The following is a 21,298-nucleotide window of genomic DNA, read 5'->3' as shown; positions in this document are numbered from 1 at the left end:
ATTTAATCCTTAATGTTTAGGCACAAATCACTTCCACATGATGTGCTTCTATTTGTTTTTTTATTTCTTTATCCAACAAATCATCAGTAATTAACCGATCAATTTGTTGCCAAGCTAATTCCAAATTCGGCATTTTTCGCCCTATTTTTTGTGATTCCACCATCACAATCACTTCTCGCGACACTTCCGCCATAACTTGACTTAACCCCACCAACTCATTAAAGGTCGTTGTACCTCGAGCCAAATCAATACCGTCAGCACCAATAAATAATTGGTCAAAATCATAAGAACGCAACACCTGCTCCGCCACCTTACCTTGAAAAGATTCCGAGCGAGTATCCCAAGTTCCCCCTGTCATCAACAAAGTCGGCTCATTTTCCAAAGCGGATAATTCATTTGCCACCGATAAAGAATTTGTCATCACAATTAAACCCTGTTTATGATTTAATTGGCTAATTAATGCCGCCGTTGTACTGCCACTATCCACAATAATACGATTATGATCACGAATACGCTCTGCGGCCGCTTTTGCAATGGCTAACTTTTGTTTCGAAAGATGTTGAGATTGAGGTTCATATAATAATTCACTGGGCATTAAAACCGCCCCACCATAACGGCGCAATAAAAAACCATTGCTTTCTAACACACTCAGATCTTTACGAATAGTTACTTCAGAGGTATCAAATAAGCTCACAAGTTGCTCTACGGACACTTCCCCTTGCTCTTGCAAAAGTTGCATAATGGTATGACGGCGTTGTTGAGTGTTACGTTTTGACATATTTTTATTTCGGTTAAGTTTTGAAACGAAATTCTATAGGGGAAAATATTAGATGTAAAGAGGGTTTAAAATTATTTTGGGTGGAGTGCGGTGGGTTTTTGAGATTTTTTCGATTTTGTTTCTGCCACAAATATATTTCAGCATATTCGTGCGGTTTACTTTCTTTACTTACACAAAGAAAGTAAACAAAGAAATTCCCCCTAGAAAAATTCTAGTCGCTCTACGTTAAAATAAGACAAAGCGGTACGGCGAGACGTACCAACGCTGTATCATTTTTAAATTGGAACGACTATATTTTAACTGTAATCCTATTCACACTATGTTCTATAATCCGTTAAATCAATCACTTGATCGCAATAATGTCTTACTAAATGGTGATCATGGCTGACGATAATCAAGGCACAACCTAAAGCAGCGCATTGTTCCACCAATAAATCCATGGTTTCTTGTTGGGTAATGGGATCGAGTCTTGATGTAACTTCATCAGCAAATAATAGGATCGGATCAAATAATAAGGCTCGTAAAATTGCTATACGTTGTAATTCTCCACCGGATACATTTTCCGCAGTACGTTGCAAAATGTCAGGGCTTAGTTTTAACTGCTCAAGTAAATAAGGGATACGGCTGCGATCAAGTCGGTGTTTATTAATCACATCATCAAGCAAAATACTTAATTTTATTTTCCCAGCAAAGGCGGAAGGCGGATCTTGATAGAGTTTTAATACTTGTTGTGGTTTAGGCTGAGTATGCCAGTGGATTTTGCCTTGACGTGGGGTTAATAAGCCACAAAGGGTGTCTCCCAATGAACTTTTACCTATGCCACTTTCGCCGACTAAACCTAGCACTTCGCCTTGACGTAAATGGAAATTAAGTTGTGAAAATAAGCAACCTTTGCCTCGCCCAACGCTCAAATCTTTTACGCTTAATAAAGGTGGCGTAGAGAGTACATTTTTTTGTCTTGCTTGCCAATTTTCTGGTGCAGCAGCAATTAATTGTTTGGCATAGAGGGAATGAGGGGCATAGAGTACCTGTTGGCTATCGCCTTGCTCCAAAAGTTTGCCTTTTTTCATCACCATGATATCGCCACCAAGTTGTTTAGCCACATCAATATCATGAGTGATGACTAACAATGCTCCGCCTTGTTGGGCTATTTGGGCTAATAATTGGATAACTTTTTGTTTGTTTTGTTCGTCTAGCCCTTTCGTGGGCTCATCGGCAATGACAATGTAAGCCCCGCAAGCTGTTGCCATGGCAAAAGAAGCACGTTGTGCCATACCACCAGAAAGCTGATGAGGGTAATAGGTCATAAATTTTCCCAAGCCAAGGGCGGTCAGTTTTTCTGATGTTTTTTGCTGTGCTTGTGCCTTATCCTGTTGTGCGACAAAATAGAAACTTTCCCAAACTTGTTGTTTAATGGACATGGTGGGATCAAGGGAGCGTGTAGGTTCTTGTGCTAACATTGCAATTTGTTTTCCCCATTGCCCTTGTGGTTTTCCTTCAATGGCTACCTCGCCTTGAACCATTAAACTGGTAGGCAATGCTCCCATAATCGCTTGTGCTAATAAACTTTTCCCTGAGCCTGTTTCGCCCAAGATAATCAAATTATTCCCTTTTTTTATACTAAGGCTAATGGGTTCAACCAAAACTTCCCCTGATTTTGTTTGCACTGATAAATGAGTGGTTTGAATAAGTACTGTCATTATCGCACCTTACCTGATAATAATTGAAAACTAAGCACCAATAAAAATACCGTTAAGATAGGCTGGATAAAAATCCAAGGGGCTTCATAGTAATAAGGAAATAATTCGGTCATCATTAAACCAAGCTCGGCGGTAGGCGGTCTTAACCCTACATTAACAAAACCCAAGGTGGCTAATGCCAATACGGCATTGCCTGCTGAAAACGCACTGAGGGTAAACACCACTGGCATAAGTTTAGGGAGAAAATGGCGTTTTAGGCAGTAAAAAAAGCCCATTCCCATTAATTGAGACGATTCAATTTCGCTACTGGTGGCAATGCTTCGGCTAATGGCACGAACGATGCGGAAAAACTCTACCCACATCACTAAGGAAATGCCAAGATATAAAGACCAAAATGTACCGGGGGCAATGGCTGCAAACAGTAAAATAAACAATAAACCCGGCAATGCCATAATAATTTCACTGATAAAATTCAATAGGCGATCAACCCAGCCACCTAAATAGCCTGCCATAATACCCAATAATAAGCCAAAGAATAGGGAAACACTGACTGATAATAAGATTAGCGAAAAAGATAATCTTATTGCAGCCGCAAGGCGAGCAAGCATATCACGTCCAAAGTGATCCGTACCGAACCAATAAAGTGCGGTCGGTTTTTGCAATGTTTTGCTAAGATTTTGCAATGCTTCGTCCATTGGGTAAAAGTAGGGTTGTAAATAGGCGAAAGCGAGTAACAAACATAATAAAAAGAGACCGCACTTTTGGGCTAAAGAAAAATTTTTTAACATAGGGCGTTTCCTTTGGCATTAATACGAGGATCAATCAAAGCGGTAAGTACATCAACCAGCATATTTAATAGGACAAATATTGCCCCCATAATCAATGCGGTACCTTGAATAAGAGGGATATCACGAGCAATGACGGCATGGACTAATGCATGCCCACTTCCCGGCCAAGCAAAAAGGCTTTCCACAATCACAACCCCTTCAACTAAATAAATGAGCTGTACGGAATGATAAGCCAGAATAGGGATCGCCACATTGCGTAAGCCATGGCGGTAGAAGCATTGCCATGGTGTTAAGCCTTTTAATTGTGCATATTGGTAATATTCTGTCTGTTTTACGCCCACCATAGCATGGCGACTGATCCGCACAGAAACGGCACTTAACCCTAAGGCTAAGGTTAAGGCTGGCAAAATAAAATGTATCCAACTGCCGTAGCCCGCGGCGGGGAGCCATTTCAATTTCACCGCAAAGAGGGTAATTAAACCAATACCAATAATAAAGGCAGGGATTGAACGCAATAGCGTACTTAATAATAAACTGGTTTTGTCTACCAAGCCATCAGGTTTGCGAGCTGCCCATAAGCCTAACGGCGGTCCAATAAAGAATGAAAGCAATAATGCCACTATCGCCAAGGCAAAAGTATGCCCAAATTGATGTCCAATTTCTTGCCAAACAGGGTGTCCACTAACTAGAGATTTCCCTAAATTTAATTGCAATAAATCCGCTAACCAAGAGAAATAACTTTGCCACCAAGGTAAATTTAAACCTAATTCAGACCGCACCAGTTCCGCTGCGACGGTATCCGTTTGATCATAACCATAACGGCTCGCGGCAATACGATAAGCCATATCGCCGGGTAAACTTCTTGTGAGAATAAAGGTCAATGTGCCTACTGACCAAATGACTAATAGCAGTTGGATAAGTCGTTTTGTAATAATCTTTAGCACGCCAATACCCCTAATTTGTTATCAAAAAGGGGGACAATGTAGCATAGATGAGAATACTTTGCATTAATTATTTTTCATTAAAAAATAAGTTTATGCTGTTGCTGTTCTGTTTTGGGGTAAGGGCGGTGGTTTTTGGGACAACTATAGATATGTTTCCATTCTTTGTTCTAGTTTCACAAAATCACAACAGAATTTCTCAAAATTAAATCTTTTAGTGACTGCATTTTTATAAGTTTTTGCTGCTATTTCGTAAATCCTCTCTTTATGTTGATTTATAAATAAATCTTCATTAATAAGTAGCGCCGTATATTTTTCATCTAATTTATATTCTTTTGTATAATCAATTTCAATTAATGCTTTTTCAACAATAGGGAACATATAAGCAAAACGAATACTAGATTTTTCTTCATCGCCTATTTTAATTTTAAAATCCGTTTGTCCTTTAGCTCTTTTAGATGATAGAGGGGCGATATATTTCATAGAATTAATAGAAAAAACGATACCAACAAAAGGTCTTGATTTACCATTATCTTTATTCATTGGAATTTTAGGTTCAATTTCTCGTAAAAAATTAAGGTAATCTTCAGAGATCCTATACAATCTTAGTCTATCGCTCATTATTATTTCCTCAAATTTAAATCAAAAAAAAAGATGCCTACAAGCATCTTTTTTTTCAGCACTACGGTAGCTTACACCTAATTAAGTAGCACTTATGGCAGCTTACGCCCAATTTAAGTAGCACTTATGGCAGCTTACGCCCTATGTATGCAATATAAGGTTTTCAGTGAATAATTGCAAGCGCTTTATAAAGAAAGTACATCACCAACGGCAACCCCTTTAGCCATTAACAGAGAAAATAACGAAAAAATCCAAAAAACTCACCGCCCTTTGCACTAAATAGCGCGAAAATGACTATTATTTACACAATATTTTCTTGTGATTGAGAATGATTTTCTATATACTCACGCCAATTTTTTGTTTAATCTTTAACCTAGGAGCGTCTTTATGAATAAGTTTAGTTTTAATCTTATTTATCTTTCCCTATTTGCTGGGATTTCTTTTCCCACCTTTGCTGAAACGAATCAGGTAGGAGATAGTACCCCTAATACTCAAAGGGTCAGTGAGTTAGAAAAAGATGATCAATTAGATGAAATTACAGTGTCAGAAAATGCCTTTGATACAGGTTTACAACAAAATGGTTATCAAGTTACAGGAACGTCCATTATGTCAAAAGCTGATGTGCCTATCCTTGATACCCCTACCACAGTGAATGTGGTTTCCAAACAGCTTTTACAAGATCGCCAGCCTACCGAATTAATCGATGCCTTATCTAGTGTGAGTGGTGTTAGCCAAGCCAATACCTTAGGCGGTATTTTTGATTCTATTCAAAAACGTGGTTTTGGGGGCAATCGTGATAATTCCATTATGCGTAATGGGATCCAAGCAGGTCCTTCTCATAATTTTGGACCGACAACAGATACCGTAGAGGTCTTAAAGGGTCCTGCGTCAGTGCTTTATGGTATTCAAGATCCAGGCGGTGTTATTAATGTGATTACCAAAAAACCCCTTAATCAGCCTCGTTATGTATTAAGTGGTACAGTGGGTAATCATAATATGTGGGGAACCCAATTAGATTTAACGGGTCCATTGGGTAACGGTTTCTCTTATCGTTTTATCTATGATAAAAATAAGAAAGATTATTGGCGTAATTTTGGGCAGTTTAAAAATACAACCTACGCACCGTCCTTAGCTTGGGAAAATGAAAATACTAAAGTATTGGTAGCTTACGAGCATTTAGATTATAAACAGCCTTTTGATCGTGGTGCGAATTTATTAACCTCAACAGGACAATTACCTGATATTCCTATTGAACGCCGTTTAGATGAACCCTATGATGTAACCAGTGGTAAAACAGATAATATTCAAGTCAAGATTCAACATCGTTTAAATGATAATTGGAAATTAAATGTAGATTATGGTTATGCTCGGGCAATTTATGATTATAATCAAGCGAGAATTACGCAAATTAATACTACTACTCGAACTGCAAGACGAACTATTGAAGCAATTCGTGATGCCGATCAACGTGTTCATTCAGGATCAATTAATACGGTTGGTGAATTTGCGATTGGTAATATTGCAAATCGGGTTGTCATTGGGGTTGATGCTACTCGTAATTATCGTAATTTAAAACGTTATCAAAACTCAGGTACATCAAGTATTGATATTGATAATCCAATCTATACCGATCCAACCATTACTTACACTGTAGCAAGTAACACAAACCAAACAAATAATGTTAAAACAGTAGGTGTTTATCTACAAGATACCGCATATTTAACCGATAAATTAATTGTTACGGGTGGGTTACGCTATGAATATTTTGATCAATTAGCGGGACGAGGATTACCTTTAACGGTCAATACGGATCAACATGGTGGTAAATTATTGTATCAATTAGGTTCTGTGTATAAGTTTACGCCAAACTGGACAGTATATGGCAACTATGCGGAATCATTCCGTCCGCAATATAGTATTGCCGCCTCGGTTAATTCAAGTTTAAAACCCGAAGAGGGTAAATCCTTTGAAATTGGTTCCAAATATGAAAATGCCTATCTTAGTGCGACTTTGGCATTATTCAATATTGATAAGAAAAATGTTGGTGAAACCAGAAATAATGTTCTCTATATTGTAGGAAAACAACGCTCAAGAGGGGTTGAATTAGATATTGATGGACAATTAACCGACAATCTCAGTGCCTCTCTTAGCTATACTTATACACGAGCAAAAACCTTAGAAAATGATGAATACCCTTTAGCAGTAAACAGCCAAATTTCGGGGGTACCAGAACATCAAGCTGCGCTATTCTTGGGGTATAATCTCGGCGAATTTAGTTTTGGTAGTATCCGTTTAGGTGGTGGGGCTCGTTATTTAGGTAGTTGGAATGCTTATAATTCAGATTATAGCAGTACTTATAAAATTCCTCATGCCGTAGTCGCTGATGCTTTTATCAATTATGCTACTAAAATTGCGGGTAAAAACGTGAGTTTCCAATTAAATGGGAAAAACCTATTTAATAAAACCTATTATCCATCAACCTCAGGAGATGCAACAGATTATGTTATCCCTGTGGCAGTAGGTTATAAACGAGAAGTATTTTTAACCGCAAAACTTGAATTTTAAGCTATAATTAACCACTTAATGATTGGAATAGAAGGGCATATTGCCCTTCCTTTATATCAATTTATTTAGGATTTATGAACTTTTACACCTACTTATACCTACAAAGCCAAACCTATTTTCAAGGATATATAAAATATCTCGCTATTTTTATTGCACTAATTATTATGTTAGTCGCCAATTTCCTCTATTTACGCCATAGAATGGAAACGAAATATCGAGATTTAAGTATTATTTTTCTCTTAATCGTTATTTTTCTGCTTGGCGTGCAATATAACTACTACTCGCTGAATATTTCCTATGCGACTGATAGCTCTCGTATGATCGCTTTTTTAGACTCGGTCATTCATAATCAGCAAATAGATAATCAAGATATTATGGTTAATAGCCGCACCCCCTCTAATGGTATGATTTTATCTATTAAAGATAATTACTATGAAGTACATTTTAATAATGATTTTTCGGCTTACTCCTTAGCTCCGATTAATTTAGTTAATCCTCATATTACTATCATTCAACCTACTACAGGGCATTAATGATGATCGAATCTTATTATTTACTCAGCCTAAAATTACTTATGGGCATTCTTGGTCTTGTATTACAAATTAATCTGATGGGAAAAGGTAACCTTGCTCCGACCTCTGCGATGGATCAAGTACAAAATTATGTCCTCGGCGGTATTATTGGTGGCGTAATTTATAACGATAATATCGGCGTTTTACAGTTTTCCCTTGTCTTAGTATTATGGACATTGCTGATTTTTTCCCTCAAGTTTATTAAAAACCATAATCATTTAATCAAAGGCATTATTGATGGTAAACCTGTTTGGGTCATTATGAATGGTAAAATTCAAGTGGGCGAATGTATGCGTAATGGAATTTCTGCCCACGATTTAATGTTTAAACTTAGATCGGCGGGTATTTATGAAATTGCTACTGTAAAACGTGCTGTATTAGAGCAAAATGGTCAACTTTCTATTATCCAATATGGCGATAAAAGTTTACGTTATCCTCTCATTCTCGCTGGGCGAATTGATAATGATATTCTAGATATTATTGGTAAAGATGAACAATGGGTTGAGCAACAACTGGAGCAACAACATACCAAATTAAATCAAGTCTATATTGGCGAATACTTAGATGGCAAAGTCGTTACCCATTTATATGAAGATTAATGAAGTAAATGAACTGGCAAACGGAACTTAATGATAGCTTTTATTGGCTAATTTCTTCACTTTTTTGGGTAAGCCTAACCCTAAGCCTTACCGCTTGGTTATTAAAATCTACGCAATTCGGCAAAAAATTTTGGTTAATTACCCGCCCTTGTGTACAGCAAAGCGGTGGCTATAAAATTTTGCTGATGATTGTTCTGTTGCTGACGCTGATTTTGCTTGAAGTCCGTATCAGCGTCCTTAATTCATTCTTTTATAATGGCTTATATAGCTCATTACAACAACAAGATGCCAATGCCTTTTGGTTCTTTGCGGGGATTAATGCCCTTTTAGTGTTAGTCAATATCACACGCTCCATTATCAACGATTTAGTCCGTCAAGTTTTTGAAATCAAATGGTTAGAGAAACTCAATGCGGTAATGTTGCAACGTTGGCTTGCGAATAAAAATTATTACCGCCTAAAATACGAAAAAACCTTGCCTGATAATATTGATCAGCGGATCGAGCAAGACGCACGAGAATTTATTACCGTTACCGTAGATATGGTGCGAGGGGTCATTAATGCCATTGTGTCCACCATTGAATTTACCATTATTTTATGGGGATTATCTGGTTTATTAGTATTATTAGGCGTTGCGATACCTAAAGGCGTGGTCTTTTTTATTTATATTTTTATTATTATTGCCACCGCCCTTTCTGTCTGGATTGGACACCCATTGGTTAAACTTAACTTTAATAAAGAAAAATTAAGCGGTAACTATCGTTATTCACTTATTCGGGTCAGAGATCACGCTGAAAGCGTTGCTTTTTATGCAGGTGAACAACAAGAACATCATTTACTCAAGGACAAATTCAATCAAATTATTAAAAATCGTTGGAAAATCGTATTAAAAATGTTGGGACTTGACGGCTTTAATACAGGGGTAACGGAAGTCGCCAAATTATTGCCCTTAATGTTACAAGCCCCTCGCTTTTTTGCTGGGCAAGTTACCCTTGGCGATATGCACCAAACGGTACAATCCTTTAACCGCCTAATGCGAGCCTTATCTTTTTTCCGTTTATTCTACGAAGAATTTACCCTTTACCAAGCACGATTAAACCGTCTATCAGGCTTTCTCGCTAAACTTGACGAATTAGATGATAACCAAATTTATCAGCCTACCGCTTGTGGCAACCAAGTTAAACTTTGCCAGTTTGGAATTAAAGACCAAAACGGTAATATCTTGCTTGCTAATCTGAATTTACAACTTAACGCAGGTGATGCTCTGTTAATCCAAGGCCCGTCCGGCACCGGCAAAACCACACTACTCAAAGCCATCGCAGGCATTTATCCCTTTGAAACGATGGGGTATGTGGAAACCCCTTGTGGTTGCCGTAGTTTATTCCTACCGCAACGCCCTTATATGCCACAAGGCACCCTATATCAATCTATTTGCTATCCTGATATTCAAGCCAGCAAATCCCAAGTTTGCAGTATGATGAAACGTTGTAAACTGGAAAAATACCTGAGTCATATTGATCAAGATCTTGATTGGCAAGCCACCCTTTCCCCTGGAGAATTACAACGTGTGGCTTTTATCCGTATATTACTTAGCCAACCTAGCGTGATTTATTTAGACGAAACCACCTCCGCCCTTGATGAACCTACAGAACAATGGCTTTATTCCTTAATTCGCACCGAGTTGCCACAAGCCATTATTATCAGCATTGGACACCGAGGCACATTACAAAAATTCCATAATAAACGCTTTGATATTACGGAAAAGTGCGGTTGATTTTTGAGAAGTTTTTTAATAAGAATAATATGATCGCTATATTTTCGTTATAACTCATAGCGTTACCTACCATATTAATAAAACATATATCTCATATCAGAATTTGTTATTAGACAAATCTTTCTCCCCTTTGGATAATGATCATCATTTCAATTCCAAATAAACCAAGAGAAAGATTTATGTTACTCATTTTCGGCATATTTATTGGTATGGGGCTTTCACTACAAACACTGATTAATTCTCGTTTACGCAGTTACAGCGAATCGCCCTTTATTGCCTCGCTAATTTCCTTTAGTATTGGGACGTTATTTTTGAGCTTGCTATTATGGTTTTATCCCCATTCATCAGACATCTCATTGAACCAACTTAGCTCCTTTCCTTATTGGGTATGGATTGGTGGGGCGTTAGGCGTGGTCGCTTTAACCACTAATATTTTGCTTTTCCCCTATTTAGGCGGCTTACAAACCGCCATAATGCCGATTTTGGGGCAAATTATCATGGGGCTAATCATCGATCAATTTGGTTGGTTTAATAGCCCTGTTCACCCCATTAATGGAATAAAATTCTTTGGGATTATTTTGGTACTGAGTGGTATTTTTTGTGCCGTCATATTACCGGAATTAAGACAACTCATCCGTTCATCAAATCAACAAACCAAAATGATCTGGTTATGGCGAAGTTTAGGCATTATCGCAGGTATGCTCAGCGCTACTCAAGCCAGTGTGAACGGAGAATTAGGGCGTTTATTGCACTCACCACTACAAGCTGCTTGGGTTTCCTTTAGTGTAGGCACATTGATTTTATTATTATGGGTCATCTATCAAGGAAAATTACCTAAACTCCGTCAATTACCTGTTCACAATATGCCAATTTGGGTTTGGACAGGAGGATTATTAGGCGGAATATTTGTTTTTGGTTGTAGCTTACTTGTTCCACAAATCGGCACAGGACAAACTGTTATCGCCACATTATTAGGTATGATTATTGGAGGATTAATTATTGACCATTTTGCAATATTAAATGCACCACAACGCAAAATCAAACCCATTCAATTATTGGGTATCCTGATACTTCTTACTGGCGTGATGTTTATTCGGTATTACGGATAATGCCATTAATCAAGATTAAGAATACTTTGTAAATAATCCGCCCCTTTATCCGACATAAGCTCACGATAAAGGTAATAAATATCTGTTTCAGCAAAATTAACCTTGTTTATCCCTTGCGGGGTAATTTGTAATAAATCCACCTCTGGCATTAACATTAATAATGGCGAATGAGTAGCAATAATAAATTGGCTACCCATTCGGCTTAATTTAATGATTTTCTCAATAAATTGAAGTTGATTGTGTATGGATAAGGCGGCTTCTGGCTCATCAAGAATATACAAACTCTCTGGATAAAAACGATGATGATATAAGGCTTTCATTGACTCACCATGGGACAAGGTATGCAAATCTTGATGACCATAATAACCATTAATTTTTGCCCCGCCCACCACTTCGCTATCTAACTTACGCATTTCGCTCATAAACGTATAAAAGGTTTCCGAACGATAAAAAAAGACATCTCTGGCTTGCTTATAGCCTTTGGTTACTCTTAATTGCGCAGAATAATCCAAATGGGTATCTTCCGTTTTAAAGTTGAAGTTTCTTGAGCCACCTTCCGCAGGACACCCCAAATGCACCGCCAAAGATTCAAGAATGGTTGACTTGCCAACACCATTATCGCCAATAAATAAGGTAATGGGTTTGGTAAAATAAATAGGATAAAGATGATTCACAAAATCATTTTGTTCAATCGGTGCTAATAACGCCATTTTTTGAATAAAAAGTGCATCAATATCCATGATTTTTCCTTTAAGAAATCGTTATTTTAATTTGAATTTGAAATTGATTTAAGACTATGTTGAACGAAATATTCTATATCATCAGGATGATAACCAAGCAAAGCACCGATTTTTCTATCAGCCTCTATATCTATACGAAAAGCACTTAATCTTATTATATTTTCTAATTCTTTCGCTTTATTAATATGCTCTAACCGAAAAATAATAAAATAAGTAATATCAAATTCATCATTAGACAACGAAAATGATCTCACTTTAAATGTTCCATTATCAATAAAGGGAAAAAATTCTTCTGGAATTTCACTATCAGTATAAAAAAGTGCGAGATCTTTCTTAAACTGTAACATCAATTCTAACTCTTTACCTACATGAGGACCTATCACACCCATATAATCAATTTCTCCCCTGTCATTTTAAATTGAAACAACTATAAATTAGCCCCACAATCATCGTGGGGCTAATCATAACATTAAAACTAATAGGCTAGTTACCAACTTAACTTATTTAAGTTAAAACTCCGCTCAAAAGGATCAAGCTCTAACCCTTTTAAATTTTTATGTGATGCCACATTTTGTTGATAAAACACAACTGGCGTAATTGGACGTTCTGTATAAATAATCTGAGCAATTTGCTGTTTTAACTCTCGTTGTTGGCTTGGATCAAAGGTCGTTTGTAACTGTTGCAAAGCCTGTGTTAATGACGAGTTTTGCCAATTCATTACCCCCCAATCTCCCCCTTCTGGTGCGAAATCTGTCAGTAAAGTCGCCATAGGATCTGGGATCATGCCATAATTACGTGCAAATAATGCCATCTCCAATGAGCCATCTTGATGCCCTGCAGGAATTTCTGAGAAATTACCAATAGACACATCCACATCAATGCCAAGCTGTTTCCATTGATTTTGTAACGCTGTCGCCACTAAAGGTAATTCTGGACGATCAGAAAAAGTACGCAAGGTAAATTTCACAGGTTTACCCTCTTTTTCTAATACCCCTTGTTCATTAAGCTGAAAACCTAAATCCAATAATCTTTGCTGTATTTGGCGATAATCAGGTTGCTGATAAGCAACATCTAAACGCCAATCGGCGAAAGCAGGTGGGAAAATTTGATCCGCCACACCTTCCTTAATACGCAATACCGATTGAGCAATACCTTGTCGATCAATGGCATCACTTAAAGCCTGTCTTACCTGAACATCAGCAAATAAAGGGTGAGCAACATTCACTTTATATTGAATTGTGCGAGCAATAGACTTTGTTTGCACCGATAAATTAGGATCTTGCTGTAACCGATTCACACTGGCGGCATCAAGATTAAACACCAAATAATTCGGCTTACTTTGTGCTAATAAGGTACGTGTTTCACTACGGCTATTCGCTAAATAATCAACACGTTCAATTTTAGCCGGCTCGCCCCAATAAGACTTAAAAGCAATTTGTTCTATTTTTTGAGGCGGCTCAATCTTAACCACTTGATAAGGACCTGTCCCAATAATTTGATGAACATTTTGTTGCTGATCAAAAGAGGATTTCGCCAAAATAATTGTGGTCGAATGGGCAAGATAAGCTGGGAAAGACACCAATCCTTGTTTTAAAGTAATTTGTACTTGTAAAGGATTAAGGGCTTTAATCTCCTCAATAAATGCTGATTTCAATGCGGTTGGCTTAGTTAAAGCCACTTGTAAACTATTAACCACATCATCAGCCGTTAATGGCGTATTATCGTGGAATTTTACCTCAGGACGTAGGTTAAACACCCAAACGGAAGCATCATCATTATGTTGCCAATCAGTAGCTAATCCCCCCACAAGACGTCCATCGTCCTCCACATCCACTAAGGTCTCCGCCAGTTGTAAACGTTGAAAAATATAGCCAGATTTACTTGGATCCGCTGAAGTGATTTCCCAAGGCGTAACCACCACTAAATGCTCGCTATTCTCCGTTATATTTTTATCCTCAAGGGTAGCAGTAACTTGTTGGCGTTGATCATCACAACCCACCAAGACCAACAATGCCGTTAAAATTGTGCAAAATACTTTTTTCATAATGATAAAAATCCTATTAGATTATTTATAAGTTATGGGCTAATAAAGAGTAACAGGCTAGCATAAAAAAGGGCATTATGCATTAATTATTTTTTAATAAAAAATAAGTGTTTATATTTTTGAATTGTTGATTGAATATATAAAACATTAGCATAATATTATTTTGCTAATGCTCTACGTAATTTGAAAATAGCATTTTTACCTTTTTCTTCAGAAACTTGTTCTAAATTTGCACCACCAACAAAAACCCCCATTCTAATATATTGACGAATAAAATAGTTTTTTCCAGATTCAGTATGAATACTTAAATCATTATTACTAAATTCTGATTCCGTAGAAATTTTATGAGGGCCTGCTTTAACTTGTTTATAAAAATAAACTTTCGGAGCAGACTCTCCGATAAAATCATCATCAATATATAGGTTCTTTTTTAATGCAGCACCAAAATGAGAATCACGATAAATATAGATACCAGACATACCTGTATTAGGTGTTTCAAATTGTTTAGCTTTCGCATCATTTTCAGCACTATCCATTACAGTGGTCGCACAACCTGTTAGTAACAAAGATAAGCTAATCAATAATATAGAGAAGAATTTTTTCATATTAAATCCTTAGAAAGTAAGGGTCTGCTTAAAACAGACCTCTATATCATTAGAAATTATAACGTAAACCCACTTGTCCACCGAATTGCCCAAAATCGGAGGCTAAGCGATTATATTCTAACCCTAAATTTAATGCGAGATTGTCCGCTAGTTTCATTTGTACGCCACCTAACACCCCAATACTACCACTGGTTTTACGTTCTGTTTCAGAAAAATAAAAATCATAATCAGTAATTTTAGCAATAGAATACCCGACTCTTGCACCAACATAAGGGGTAAATCTGGAACTATTACGGAAATCGTAAAAACCGCTAACCCCAAAAGATTGAATTTTAAAACTTACATCATAATCATCAAACTTAGCTTTACCAAAATTGGTATAATCCACCGCAATACGGAAACGCTCAAAGTCGTAACCTACGCTGATACGTTGAGTAAACACTGCTTTATTTGGAAGATCGTTATCTTCGGTATCAATAATATGTAAATTAGAGACGCCTAAATCCCCTTGTACATAAAAACCTTTGGCACTTACAGTTAAAGGTAATGCTGCTAATGCTGCGATAACAAATAATTTTTTCATAATAACACCTCTTTATAAAATTAGTTAAATGTGTAGAATAATTGGATACCTTGGTTTAAAGGTGATGATATTGTAAATTTGTTTAAATATATCCACTAGTATCAAATAAGGCGTATAACATACCGATTTCATCATTAAAATTGTTCTATTTGTGAGGGTAAAATGGAATTAAAAGAAAAAATTAGAATGTTTCGAGAGCTACATCATCTTTCGCAAGAAGAAATGGCAAATCGTATGAATATGTCATTAAGTGGTTATGCAAAATTAGAACGAGGAGAAACGAAATTACATTATGATAAATTGGTACAAATTGCCCAAATTTTTAATATTGATATAGTAGATTTGATCGATTCTCAAAAAGGCGTTGTCTTTTGTATGAATGAAAATAGTGATTATATTTATACCAATTATAACAATGCCAATGACTCGCTTGCCTTTGAAAATGAGAAATTAAAATTGGTTATTGCTCACAAAGATGAACTTTTAGCACAACAGCAAAAAGAAATTAAATCCTTGCAGAAAATTATTCAGTTATTAGAGAAAAAATAAAAAGTGCGGTAAAAACTACCGCACTTTTTTTATTTTCCATTGCCCCCCTCTTCCAACCACCCTCCTCCTAAGGCTTTATATAATCCCAGTAAACTTTTGGCGGTTTCTAGTTGTGATTGAATGAGTTGTTGCTGGTAATGTAATACGGAAAGTTGGGCGGAGATGGTGTTGTTAAAGGTTTGATCGCCGTATTGGAATAGGCGTTTTGCGTCTTTGCTTTGTTGTTGTGCTTGTTGTAGTGCTTGGTTAAGTTTTTGATTTTGTTGGCGTAAGGCGTATTGTTGTTGGTAGGCGTTATCCACTTCTGCGAGGGCGGTTAGGAGGGTTTTATCGTATTGGATTAGGGCTTGTTGTAAGCGGGCATCGCTGGCGTCAATATTGGCTTGGATTCGTCCGTTGGTAAAGAGGGGGAGTTGTATGCCAAGGCTGAGGAAGCTGCCGATGCCTGATAAATAGGAGAGGTCGTTGTTTACGTCTATGCGTCCGCCTTGTCCTAAGAATTGTAGGTCAAAGCGTGGCAAGAGGTCGGCTTTGGCACTGGCAAGTTTTGCCGCTGCCGCTTGTATTTGTTGGGCGTTGGCGGAGAGGTCTGGGCGGCGTGCTAGCACTTCTGCGGGCAGTTGTCCTGTGGGTATGGCGGGTAGGTTCACAAGGGGGTTGCCTTGTGTGGTTAGGCGGAATTGTTGTGGTGATTGTCCTGTGAGTGTGGCGAGTTGGCGTTGTATGCTGTCTCGTTGTGCTTGTAAGGTGGCTTGTTGGGCTTGTGCGCCACTGATTTGTTTTGCCACTTCTTGTTGTTCATAGGCGTTGATTTGCCCTGCTTGAAAACGTCCTGTGAGGTAACGTTGTAATTGTTGTAGGGCGTTAATTTGTTGTTTTAATAGGCTTTGCTGTTGTTCTATGGCGTAGATGGTGAAATAGCTTTCGGCGATTTGGGCTGTGATGAGTAGTTGGGCGGCATAAACTTGTTGTTGATAACTTAAGACAACGGCTGCGGCGGCATCACGATCGCTGCGTTTTTGTCCAAAGAAGTCGGGTTCCCAACTGGCGGTCAATCCGCCAAAGAGAGCGTGGCTGCGGCTGCTGTCTGGGTTGATGATGCCTGTATCTAGATTGTTATAGCCTATGCCTGCTGTTCCGCTGACACCCACATTTGCACCTAATTCGGCATTTGCCATGCGGCTTTGTGCTTGGGCTTCAGCCAGCCTTGCTTTGGCGAGGGCAAGATCGAGGTTATGTTTAAGCCCTTGTTCTATGAGGCGGTTTAGCTGGGGATCTTGCCAGTTTTGCCACCATTGTTGGATATTTTGCTGGCTTTGCCCTGCTTGCTGTTGGCTAAATGCCGTAGGGATTTCTATTTTAGAGGATAATTCCAGTTGGGTTTGGCTGCAACCGTTTAGCAGAATAAATGCACAAGCAAGTGCGGTCAGTTTTAGATTTTTTTTCATAATATTTTTTATCCTTGTCGAGAAAGCATGGTTTTAAATTGAATAAGGGCAAGGGCGAGAAAACCGCCACCTAATGCCGCCATTTGTAATAATTTTTGCCATACATATTGTATGCCTGCATCACGAAAGAGCACATCTTGCGTATAGGCGGCAAAAATGGTGGTGGGTGAAAACTGGGTGAGTTTTTGCACCAGTTCAGGCATATTTTCAATGGGGGAATTTGCCCCTGATAAGAGGTATAGCACAAGATAAGTAGGCACACATAATAAGCCAAATTGTGGCATGGTGGGGGCGATAATGGCTAATAATATCCCTAATGATGAAATAGAAAATAAAAAGGTGATAAATCCTATGGCAAATAAGGGGATTGAATGGTTATGAATAGGGACGGCAAGTACGCCTTTAATAATAAATATCAGTGAGAGAATGGCAACGCAAAGTAAGGCTAAGCCATTGGCAACAATTTTTGAGACGGCGATTTCACTGGCATTGACGGGCATCACCAGTAAATGTTCAATGGTGCCTCGCTCACGCTCACGAATGACCGCTGCCCCGACCAGCAATAATACCAACAGCGTGGAATTGCCAACGATAGTCATTGTCCCCATTAGCCATTTACTGGAATAATTGGGGTTGTAAAGCACATTGCTCACCACTTCCACTGGCAGCGCGCTTGCGGATTGTCCTAAAAATTGGCGAAGCTCGTCCGCAAAAATTTGACTAATATAAGCGGCGCCAATACCTGCTTGGGTCATTGCAGTGGCATCAACCAGCAGTTGTATTTGTGGCGATTGTCCCAATAAGATATTTTTTTCATAATTGGCAGGTATGGTCAGCACAAAGGTATATTTGCCTTGATCCATCGCGCGATCGATTTGGCTAAGTTCAATTTCTTCTACCGCTTTAAAACTGGGTTCAATTAAGCTGTCGCGTAACTGATAGGATAAATTGGAACGATCTAAATCCACCACCGCCACTGAGCCATTTTTCATTTCCGTTGTGGGCATATTGGCAATGGTAATCAATGCCACTGAAAACATATAAACAATTAACACCAATAGCACAGGATCAGAAAATAAACTGCGTAACTCTTTGCTGGATAAATAGCCAACATTTTTAAACCAACGTAACATTTATTTCTCCTGTTTCTTCAGAAATTGCGTGGCAAGCACAAGATACACCGTATAAATTGTCAAGAGGGCAAGATAGCTGTTGATAAAGTCCGCAAAGCCAAGTCCTTTGGTAAAGCCCCCTAAGCTAATTAACTGAAACCAAGCCCCCGGGAAAAGATGAGCAATAAGATACACATGAGTATCTAAATTGGCAGTGGGATACATCATGCCTGAGAAATTCATGGTCGGTACCATCATAATAATAGCGGTGGCGAATAAGGCGGCAATTTGTGATTTCACAAAACAAGACACCAATAAACCAAAGCCTGTTGAGGCAAAAATAACCATTAATGCCCCCAGAAACATCGCCCACGCCGAGCCTTTAATAGGAACACCAAAAATAAACATTGCCACTAACACTAAGACAAGATAGCTGATAAAAGCCAATGCCACATAAGGAAGTTGTTTTCCCAAGAGAAATTGTAGTTTACTGGCTGGCGAACCATAAAGGTTCATAATAGAGCCAATTTCTTTTTCTCGCACCACGCCTAACGCGGTCATAATGGAGGGAATCATTAACATGGCGAGCATAATGACCCCCGGCGTCATCGCAAAAATACTTTTAAAATCCTGATTATAAACAAAACGTGTGGCTAAAATATCAGAGGCTGCCTGAAAAGAATTTATCCCCTGCTGTTGTAAATAGTCATTGAGATATTGGGCAATCACACCATTAGCAGAGTTTTTGAGATTTTCGGCGGTTGAGGGAAACGCACCATCAATAAAAATCCCAATGGCAGGTTGTTCACCCTTGAGCAAATTTTTGCCAAAGTCGGCAGGGATTTCTAGCACCATTTTTGCCTCACTGCTTTGCAATACCCTATTGACTTCATCGGGTTGATAAAGGGTTGCCACATGAATAAAATACCTTGACCCCTCAAAATGCTCGATCAGCTTTTGGCTTTCGCTACTGTGATCAAAATCTAATACCGCAAACTTCATCGGATTAATATCAAAAGAGATGCTAGACGCCATGGCTAATAACAATATTGTCGGTCCACCAATGGCAAAAAAGAGACGGATTTTATCACGCAATAACTCCCTTCCTTCTCTTAAGGCAAAAGTCCAAACAATGGCTAACCATGCCCAAAAACCTTGAGTAACAGGGGAAAGTTCACCTTGTTGTTCGGCGGCTTTTTTTCTTTCCTCTTTACTTGGCATGGCGGTGGTTTCATCATCTTGTTCTTCAAGATAAGTAATAAAGGCTTCTTCTAATGTTTCCGCCTTTTTTGCTTTGCGTAATGCTTCTGGTGTGCCTACGCCTAATACTTTGCCTCGATGCATAAAGGAAATGCGATCACAACGAGCCGCCTCGTTCATAAAGTGGGTCGTAATAAAAATCGTGATTTTTTCCTCACGAGAGAGCTTGATTAAATATTGCCAAAACATATCTCGTGCCGCAGGATCAACACCAGAAGTGGGCTCATCTAAAATTAATACTTCGGGCTGATGTAAACAAGCGGCGGCCAGCTGTAAACGTTGACGCACGCCTAAGGATAAGGAAACAGGGGTAACATCAGCTAATTTAGTCAAATGAAATTGTGCCATTGCCCGTTCAACATAGTCATTCCATTGTGTTTTATCAATTTGATACAACTTGGCGTGCAGTTCTAAATTTTGTCGTACCGTTAATTCCTCATAAAGGGAAAAGGCTTGCGACATATAACCCACTTTTTTACGAGTTTCAATATCGCTTGCATCAATAGGTTGCCCTAATAATTGCGCGGTGCCAGAAGTGGGTTCTAATAGCCCTGTTAGCATTTTCATTGTGGTGGATTTACCACAACCATTTGACCCCAAAAAGCCAAAAATCTCGCCACGTGGAATGGTAAAACTCACATTATCTACTGAAACAAAATCGCCAAATTTTTTGGTTAAGCCTTCCGCCTCAATCGCTGGGGGTTCATTGGGATCAGGCTTAAAGGGCGGAATGGTTAAGCCGTCCTCAGCCCCACGTTTTTCCTTAGGCAATAGCCTAATATAAGCCTGCTCCAAAGTATCGCATTGGGTTTCAGCCATCACTTTTTTCGTGAAATCATTGGCGATTAATTTGCCATCGTCCATCGCCAATAAATATTCAAACCCCTCCGCCTCATCAATATAGGCGGTTGCCACCATCACCGTCATATTGGGCGATTCTTGGCGTAAATCATCAACCAACTGCCAAAATTGACGGCGAGAAAGGGGATCAACCCCAGTAGTCGGTTCATCTAAAATCAATAAATCAGGATGATGAATTAAGGCACAACATAAACTTAATTTTTGTTTCATTCCGCCTGATAATTTACCCGCCGCTCTATCCGCAAACGGAGCTAATCCTGTTGCCGCTAATAAACGTTGAATACGTTGTTGACGTTGCTCGGCAGGTAAACCAAATAAACGGGCATGAAATTCAATATTTTCGGTAATGGATAACGTCGGATAAAGATTTTTGCCTAAACCTTGTGGCATAAAAGCAATTTTGTGTGAAAGGCTTTCTCGTTGTGCGGTTTGGGCAATATCTTGATCAAATACACGAATTTCACCAGATTGTAAAATTTTTACCCCAGCAATTAAAGACAACAATGTGGATTTTCCCACACCATCAGGGCCAATTAACCCCACCGTTATGCCTTGAGGTATGCTCAAACTGATTTCATCTAATGCTTGCGTGTCGCCATAATGATGACTGACACCAGACACATCAACCGCCATTTTTTGCTGTTCTACCAT

The 21,298-nt window shown here is 38.5% G+C and carries 19 protein-coding genes; 6 read left to right on the top strand and 13 right to left on the bottom strand.

What is annotated here, in order from left to right; all coding sequences use genetic code 11:
• Positions 1 to 16: 16 nt before the first annotated feature.
• The 5 genes from EV694_RS06705 to EV694_RS06685 all read right to left on the bottom strand — a co-directional run bounded on the left by EV694_RS06705 (position 17) and on the right by EV694_RS06685 (position 4,828).
• Entirely contained in the window at positions 17 to 778 is a 762-nt protein-coding gene (locus EV694_RS06705; protein ID WP_132690772.1) for a DeoR/GlpR family DNA-binding transcription regulator, read from the bottom strand.
• 317 nt (positions 779 to 1,095) lie between these two features.
• Positions 1,096 to 2,478: an ABC transporter ATP-binding protein gene (locus EV694_RS06700; protein ID WP_132690770.1), complete on the bottom strand. Its 1,383-nt coding sequence runs from the start codon at positions 2,476 to 2,478 to the stop codon at positions 1,096 to 1,098.
• Positions 2,478 to 3,266 (bottom strand): ABC transporter permease, encoded by a 789-nt coding sequence (locus EV694_RS06695; RefSeq protein WP_132690768.1) that lies wholly within the window; start codon positions 3,264 to 3,266, stop codon positions 2,478 to 2,480. Before EV694_RS06695 ends, EV694_RS06700 begins: the two co-directional genes overlap by 1 nt.
• Positions 3,260 to 4,210 carry an ABC transporter permease gene (locus tag EV694_RS06690; protein ID WP_132690766.1) on the bottom strand — a complete coding sequence of 317 codons (951 nt, stop codon included), beginning with the start codon at positions 4,208 to 4,210 and terminating at the stop codon, positions 3,260 to 3,262. Before EV694_RS06690 ends, EV694_RS06695 begins: the two co-directional genes overlap by 7 nt.
• Positions 4,211 to 4,351: 141 nt before the next feature.
• Positions 4,352 to 4,828 (bottom strand): type III toxin-antitoxin system ToxN/AbiQ family toxin, encoded by a 477-nt coding sequence (locus EV694_RS06685; protein WP_132690764.1) that lies wholly within the window; start codon positions 4,826 to 4,828, stop codon positions 4,352 to 4,354.
• Between the two features lie 387 nt (positions 4,829 to 5,215).
• On the opposite strand from EV694_RS06685, the gene EV694_RS06680 reads away from it, so the two are divergent.
• From EV694_RS06680 to EV694_RS06660, 5 genes are all read left to right on the top strand, one after another.
• Positions 5,216 to 7,393: a TonB-dependent siderophore receptor gene (locus tag EV694_RS06680; protein WP_132690762.1), complete on the top strand. Its 2,178-nt coding sequence runs from the start codon at positions 5,216 to 5,218 to the stop codon at positions 7,391 to 7,393.
• A gap of 74 nt (positions 7,394 to 7,467) precedes the next feature.
• A complete protein-coding gene (locus EV694_RS06675; protein WP_132690760.1) occupies positions 7,468 to 7,926 on the top strand; it encodes a DUF3290 domain-containing protein in 459 nt (152 codons plus the stop codon).
• A 5-nt stretch (positions 7,927 to 7,931) separates the two neighbouring features.
• A complete protein-coding gene (locus tag EV694_RS06670; RefSeq protein WP_132690870.1) occupies positions 7,932 to 8,564 on the top strand; it encodes a YetF domain-containing protein in 633 nt (210 codons plus the stop codon).
• A gap of 8 nt (positions 8,565 to 8,572) precedes the next feature.
• Positions 8,573 to 10,336 carry an ABC transporter ATP-binding protein/permease gene (locus tag EV694_RS06665; RefSeq protein ID WP_132690758.1) on the top strand — a complete coding sequence of 588 codons (1,764 nt, stop codon included), beginning with the start codon at positions 8,573 to 8,575 and terminating at the stop codon, positions 10,334 to 10,336.
• A 179-nt stretch (positions 10,337 to 10,515) separates the two neighbouring features.
• Positions 10,516 to 11,445 (top strand): DMT family transporter, encoded by a 930-nt coding sequence (locus tag EV694_RS06660; RefSeq protein ID WP_132690756.1) that lies wholly within the window; start codon positions 10,516 to 10,518, stop codon positions 11,443 to 11,445.
• A gap of 5 nt (positions 11,446 to 11,450) precedes the next feature.
• On the opposite strand, the gene EV694_RS06655 is transcribed toward EV694_RS06660, so the two are convergent.
• From EV694_RS06655 to EV694_RS06635, 5 genes are all read right to left on the bottom strand, one after another.
• Positions 11,451 to 12,185, bottom strand: a complete 735-nt coding sequence (locus EV694_RS06655) for an AAA family ATPase (RefSeq protein WP_243645988.1) — start codon at positions 12,183 to 12,185, stop codon at positions 11,451 to 11,453.
• A 26-nt stretch (positions 12,186 to 12,211) separates the two neighbouring features.
• Complete coding sequence (locus EV694_RS06650) at positions 12,212 to 12,574, bottom strand: hemocin immunity protein (RefSeq protein WP_132690754.1); 363 nt, start codon at positions 12,572 to 12,574, stop codon at positions 12,212 to 12,214.
• Positions 12,575 to 12,672: 98 nt separating this feature from the next.
• Entirely contained in the window at positions 12,673 to 14,229 is a 1,557-nt protein-coding gene (locus tag EV694_RS06645) for an ABC transporter substrate-binding protein (RefSeq protein ID WP_132690752.1), read from the bottom strand.
• A gap of 158 nt (positions 14,230 to 14,387) precedes the next feature.
• Entirely contained in the window at positions 14,388 to 14,834 is a 447-nt protein-coding gene (locus EV694_RS06640) for a DUF2846 domain-containing protein (protein ID WP_132690750.1), read from the bottom strand.
• A gap of 49 nt (positions 14,835 to 14,883) precedes the next feature.
• Positions 14,884 to 15,417, bottom strand: coding sequence for an opacity family porin (locus EV694_RS06635; RefSeq protein WP_132690748.1), 534 nt, complete (start codon positions 15,415 to 15,417; stop codon positions 14,884 to 14,886).
• A 162-nt stretch (positions 15,418 to 15,579) separates the two neighbouring features.
• On the opposite strand from EV694_RS06635, the gene EV694_RS06630 reads away from it, so the two are divergent.
• Positions 15,580 to 15,966 carry a helix-turn-helix domain-containing protein gene (locus EV694_RS06630; protein WP_132690746.1) on the top strand — a complete coding sequence of 129 codons (387 nt, stop codon included), beginning with the start codon at positions 15,580 to 15,582 and terminating at the stop codon, positions 15,964 to 15,966.
• A 29-nt stretch (positions 15,967 to 15,995) separates the two neighbouring features.
• On the opposite strand, the gene EV694_RS06625 is transcribed toward EV694_RS06630, so the two are convergent.
• From EV694_RS06625 to rbbA, 3 genes are read right to left on the bottom strand one after another with little or no spacing between them, the layout of a single operon-like run.
• A complete protein-coding gene (locus EV694_RS06625; protein ID WP_132690744.1) occupies positions 15,996 to 17,414 on the bottom strand; it encodes an efflux transporter outer membrane subunit in 1,419 nt (472 codons plus the stop codon).
• An 8-nt stretch (positions 17,415 to 17,422) separates the two neighbouring features.
• Positions 17,423 to 18,547 (bottom strand): ABC transporter permease, encoded by a 1,125-nt coding sequence (locus EV694_RS06620; RefSeq protein WP_132690742.1) that lies wholly within the window; start codon positions 18,545 to 18,547, stop codon positions 17,423 to 17,425.
• Positions 18,548 to 21,298, bottom strand: a complete 2,751-nt coding sequence (gene rbbA / locus EV694_RS06615; protein WP_132690740.1) for a ribosome-associated ATPase/putative transporter RbbA — start codon at positions 21,296 to 21,298, stop codon at positions 18,548 to 18,550.

The sequence above is a fragment of the Volucribacter psittacicida genome, from assembly GCF_004339025.1.
GTDB lineage: Bacteria > Pseudomonadota > Gammaproteobacteria > Enterobacterales > Pasteurellaceae > Volucribacter > Volucribacter psittacicida.
Note: the sequence above shows the minus strand (reverse complement) of the source record. Positions and strands in the feature narration are given on the sequence as shown.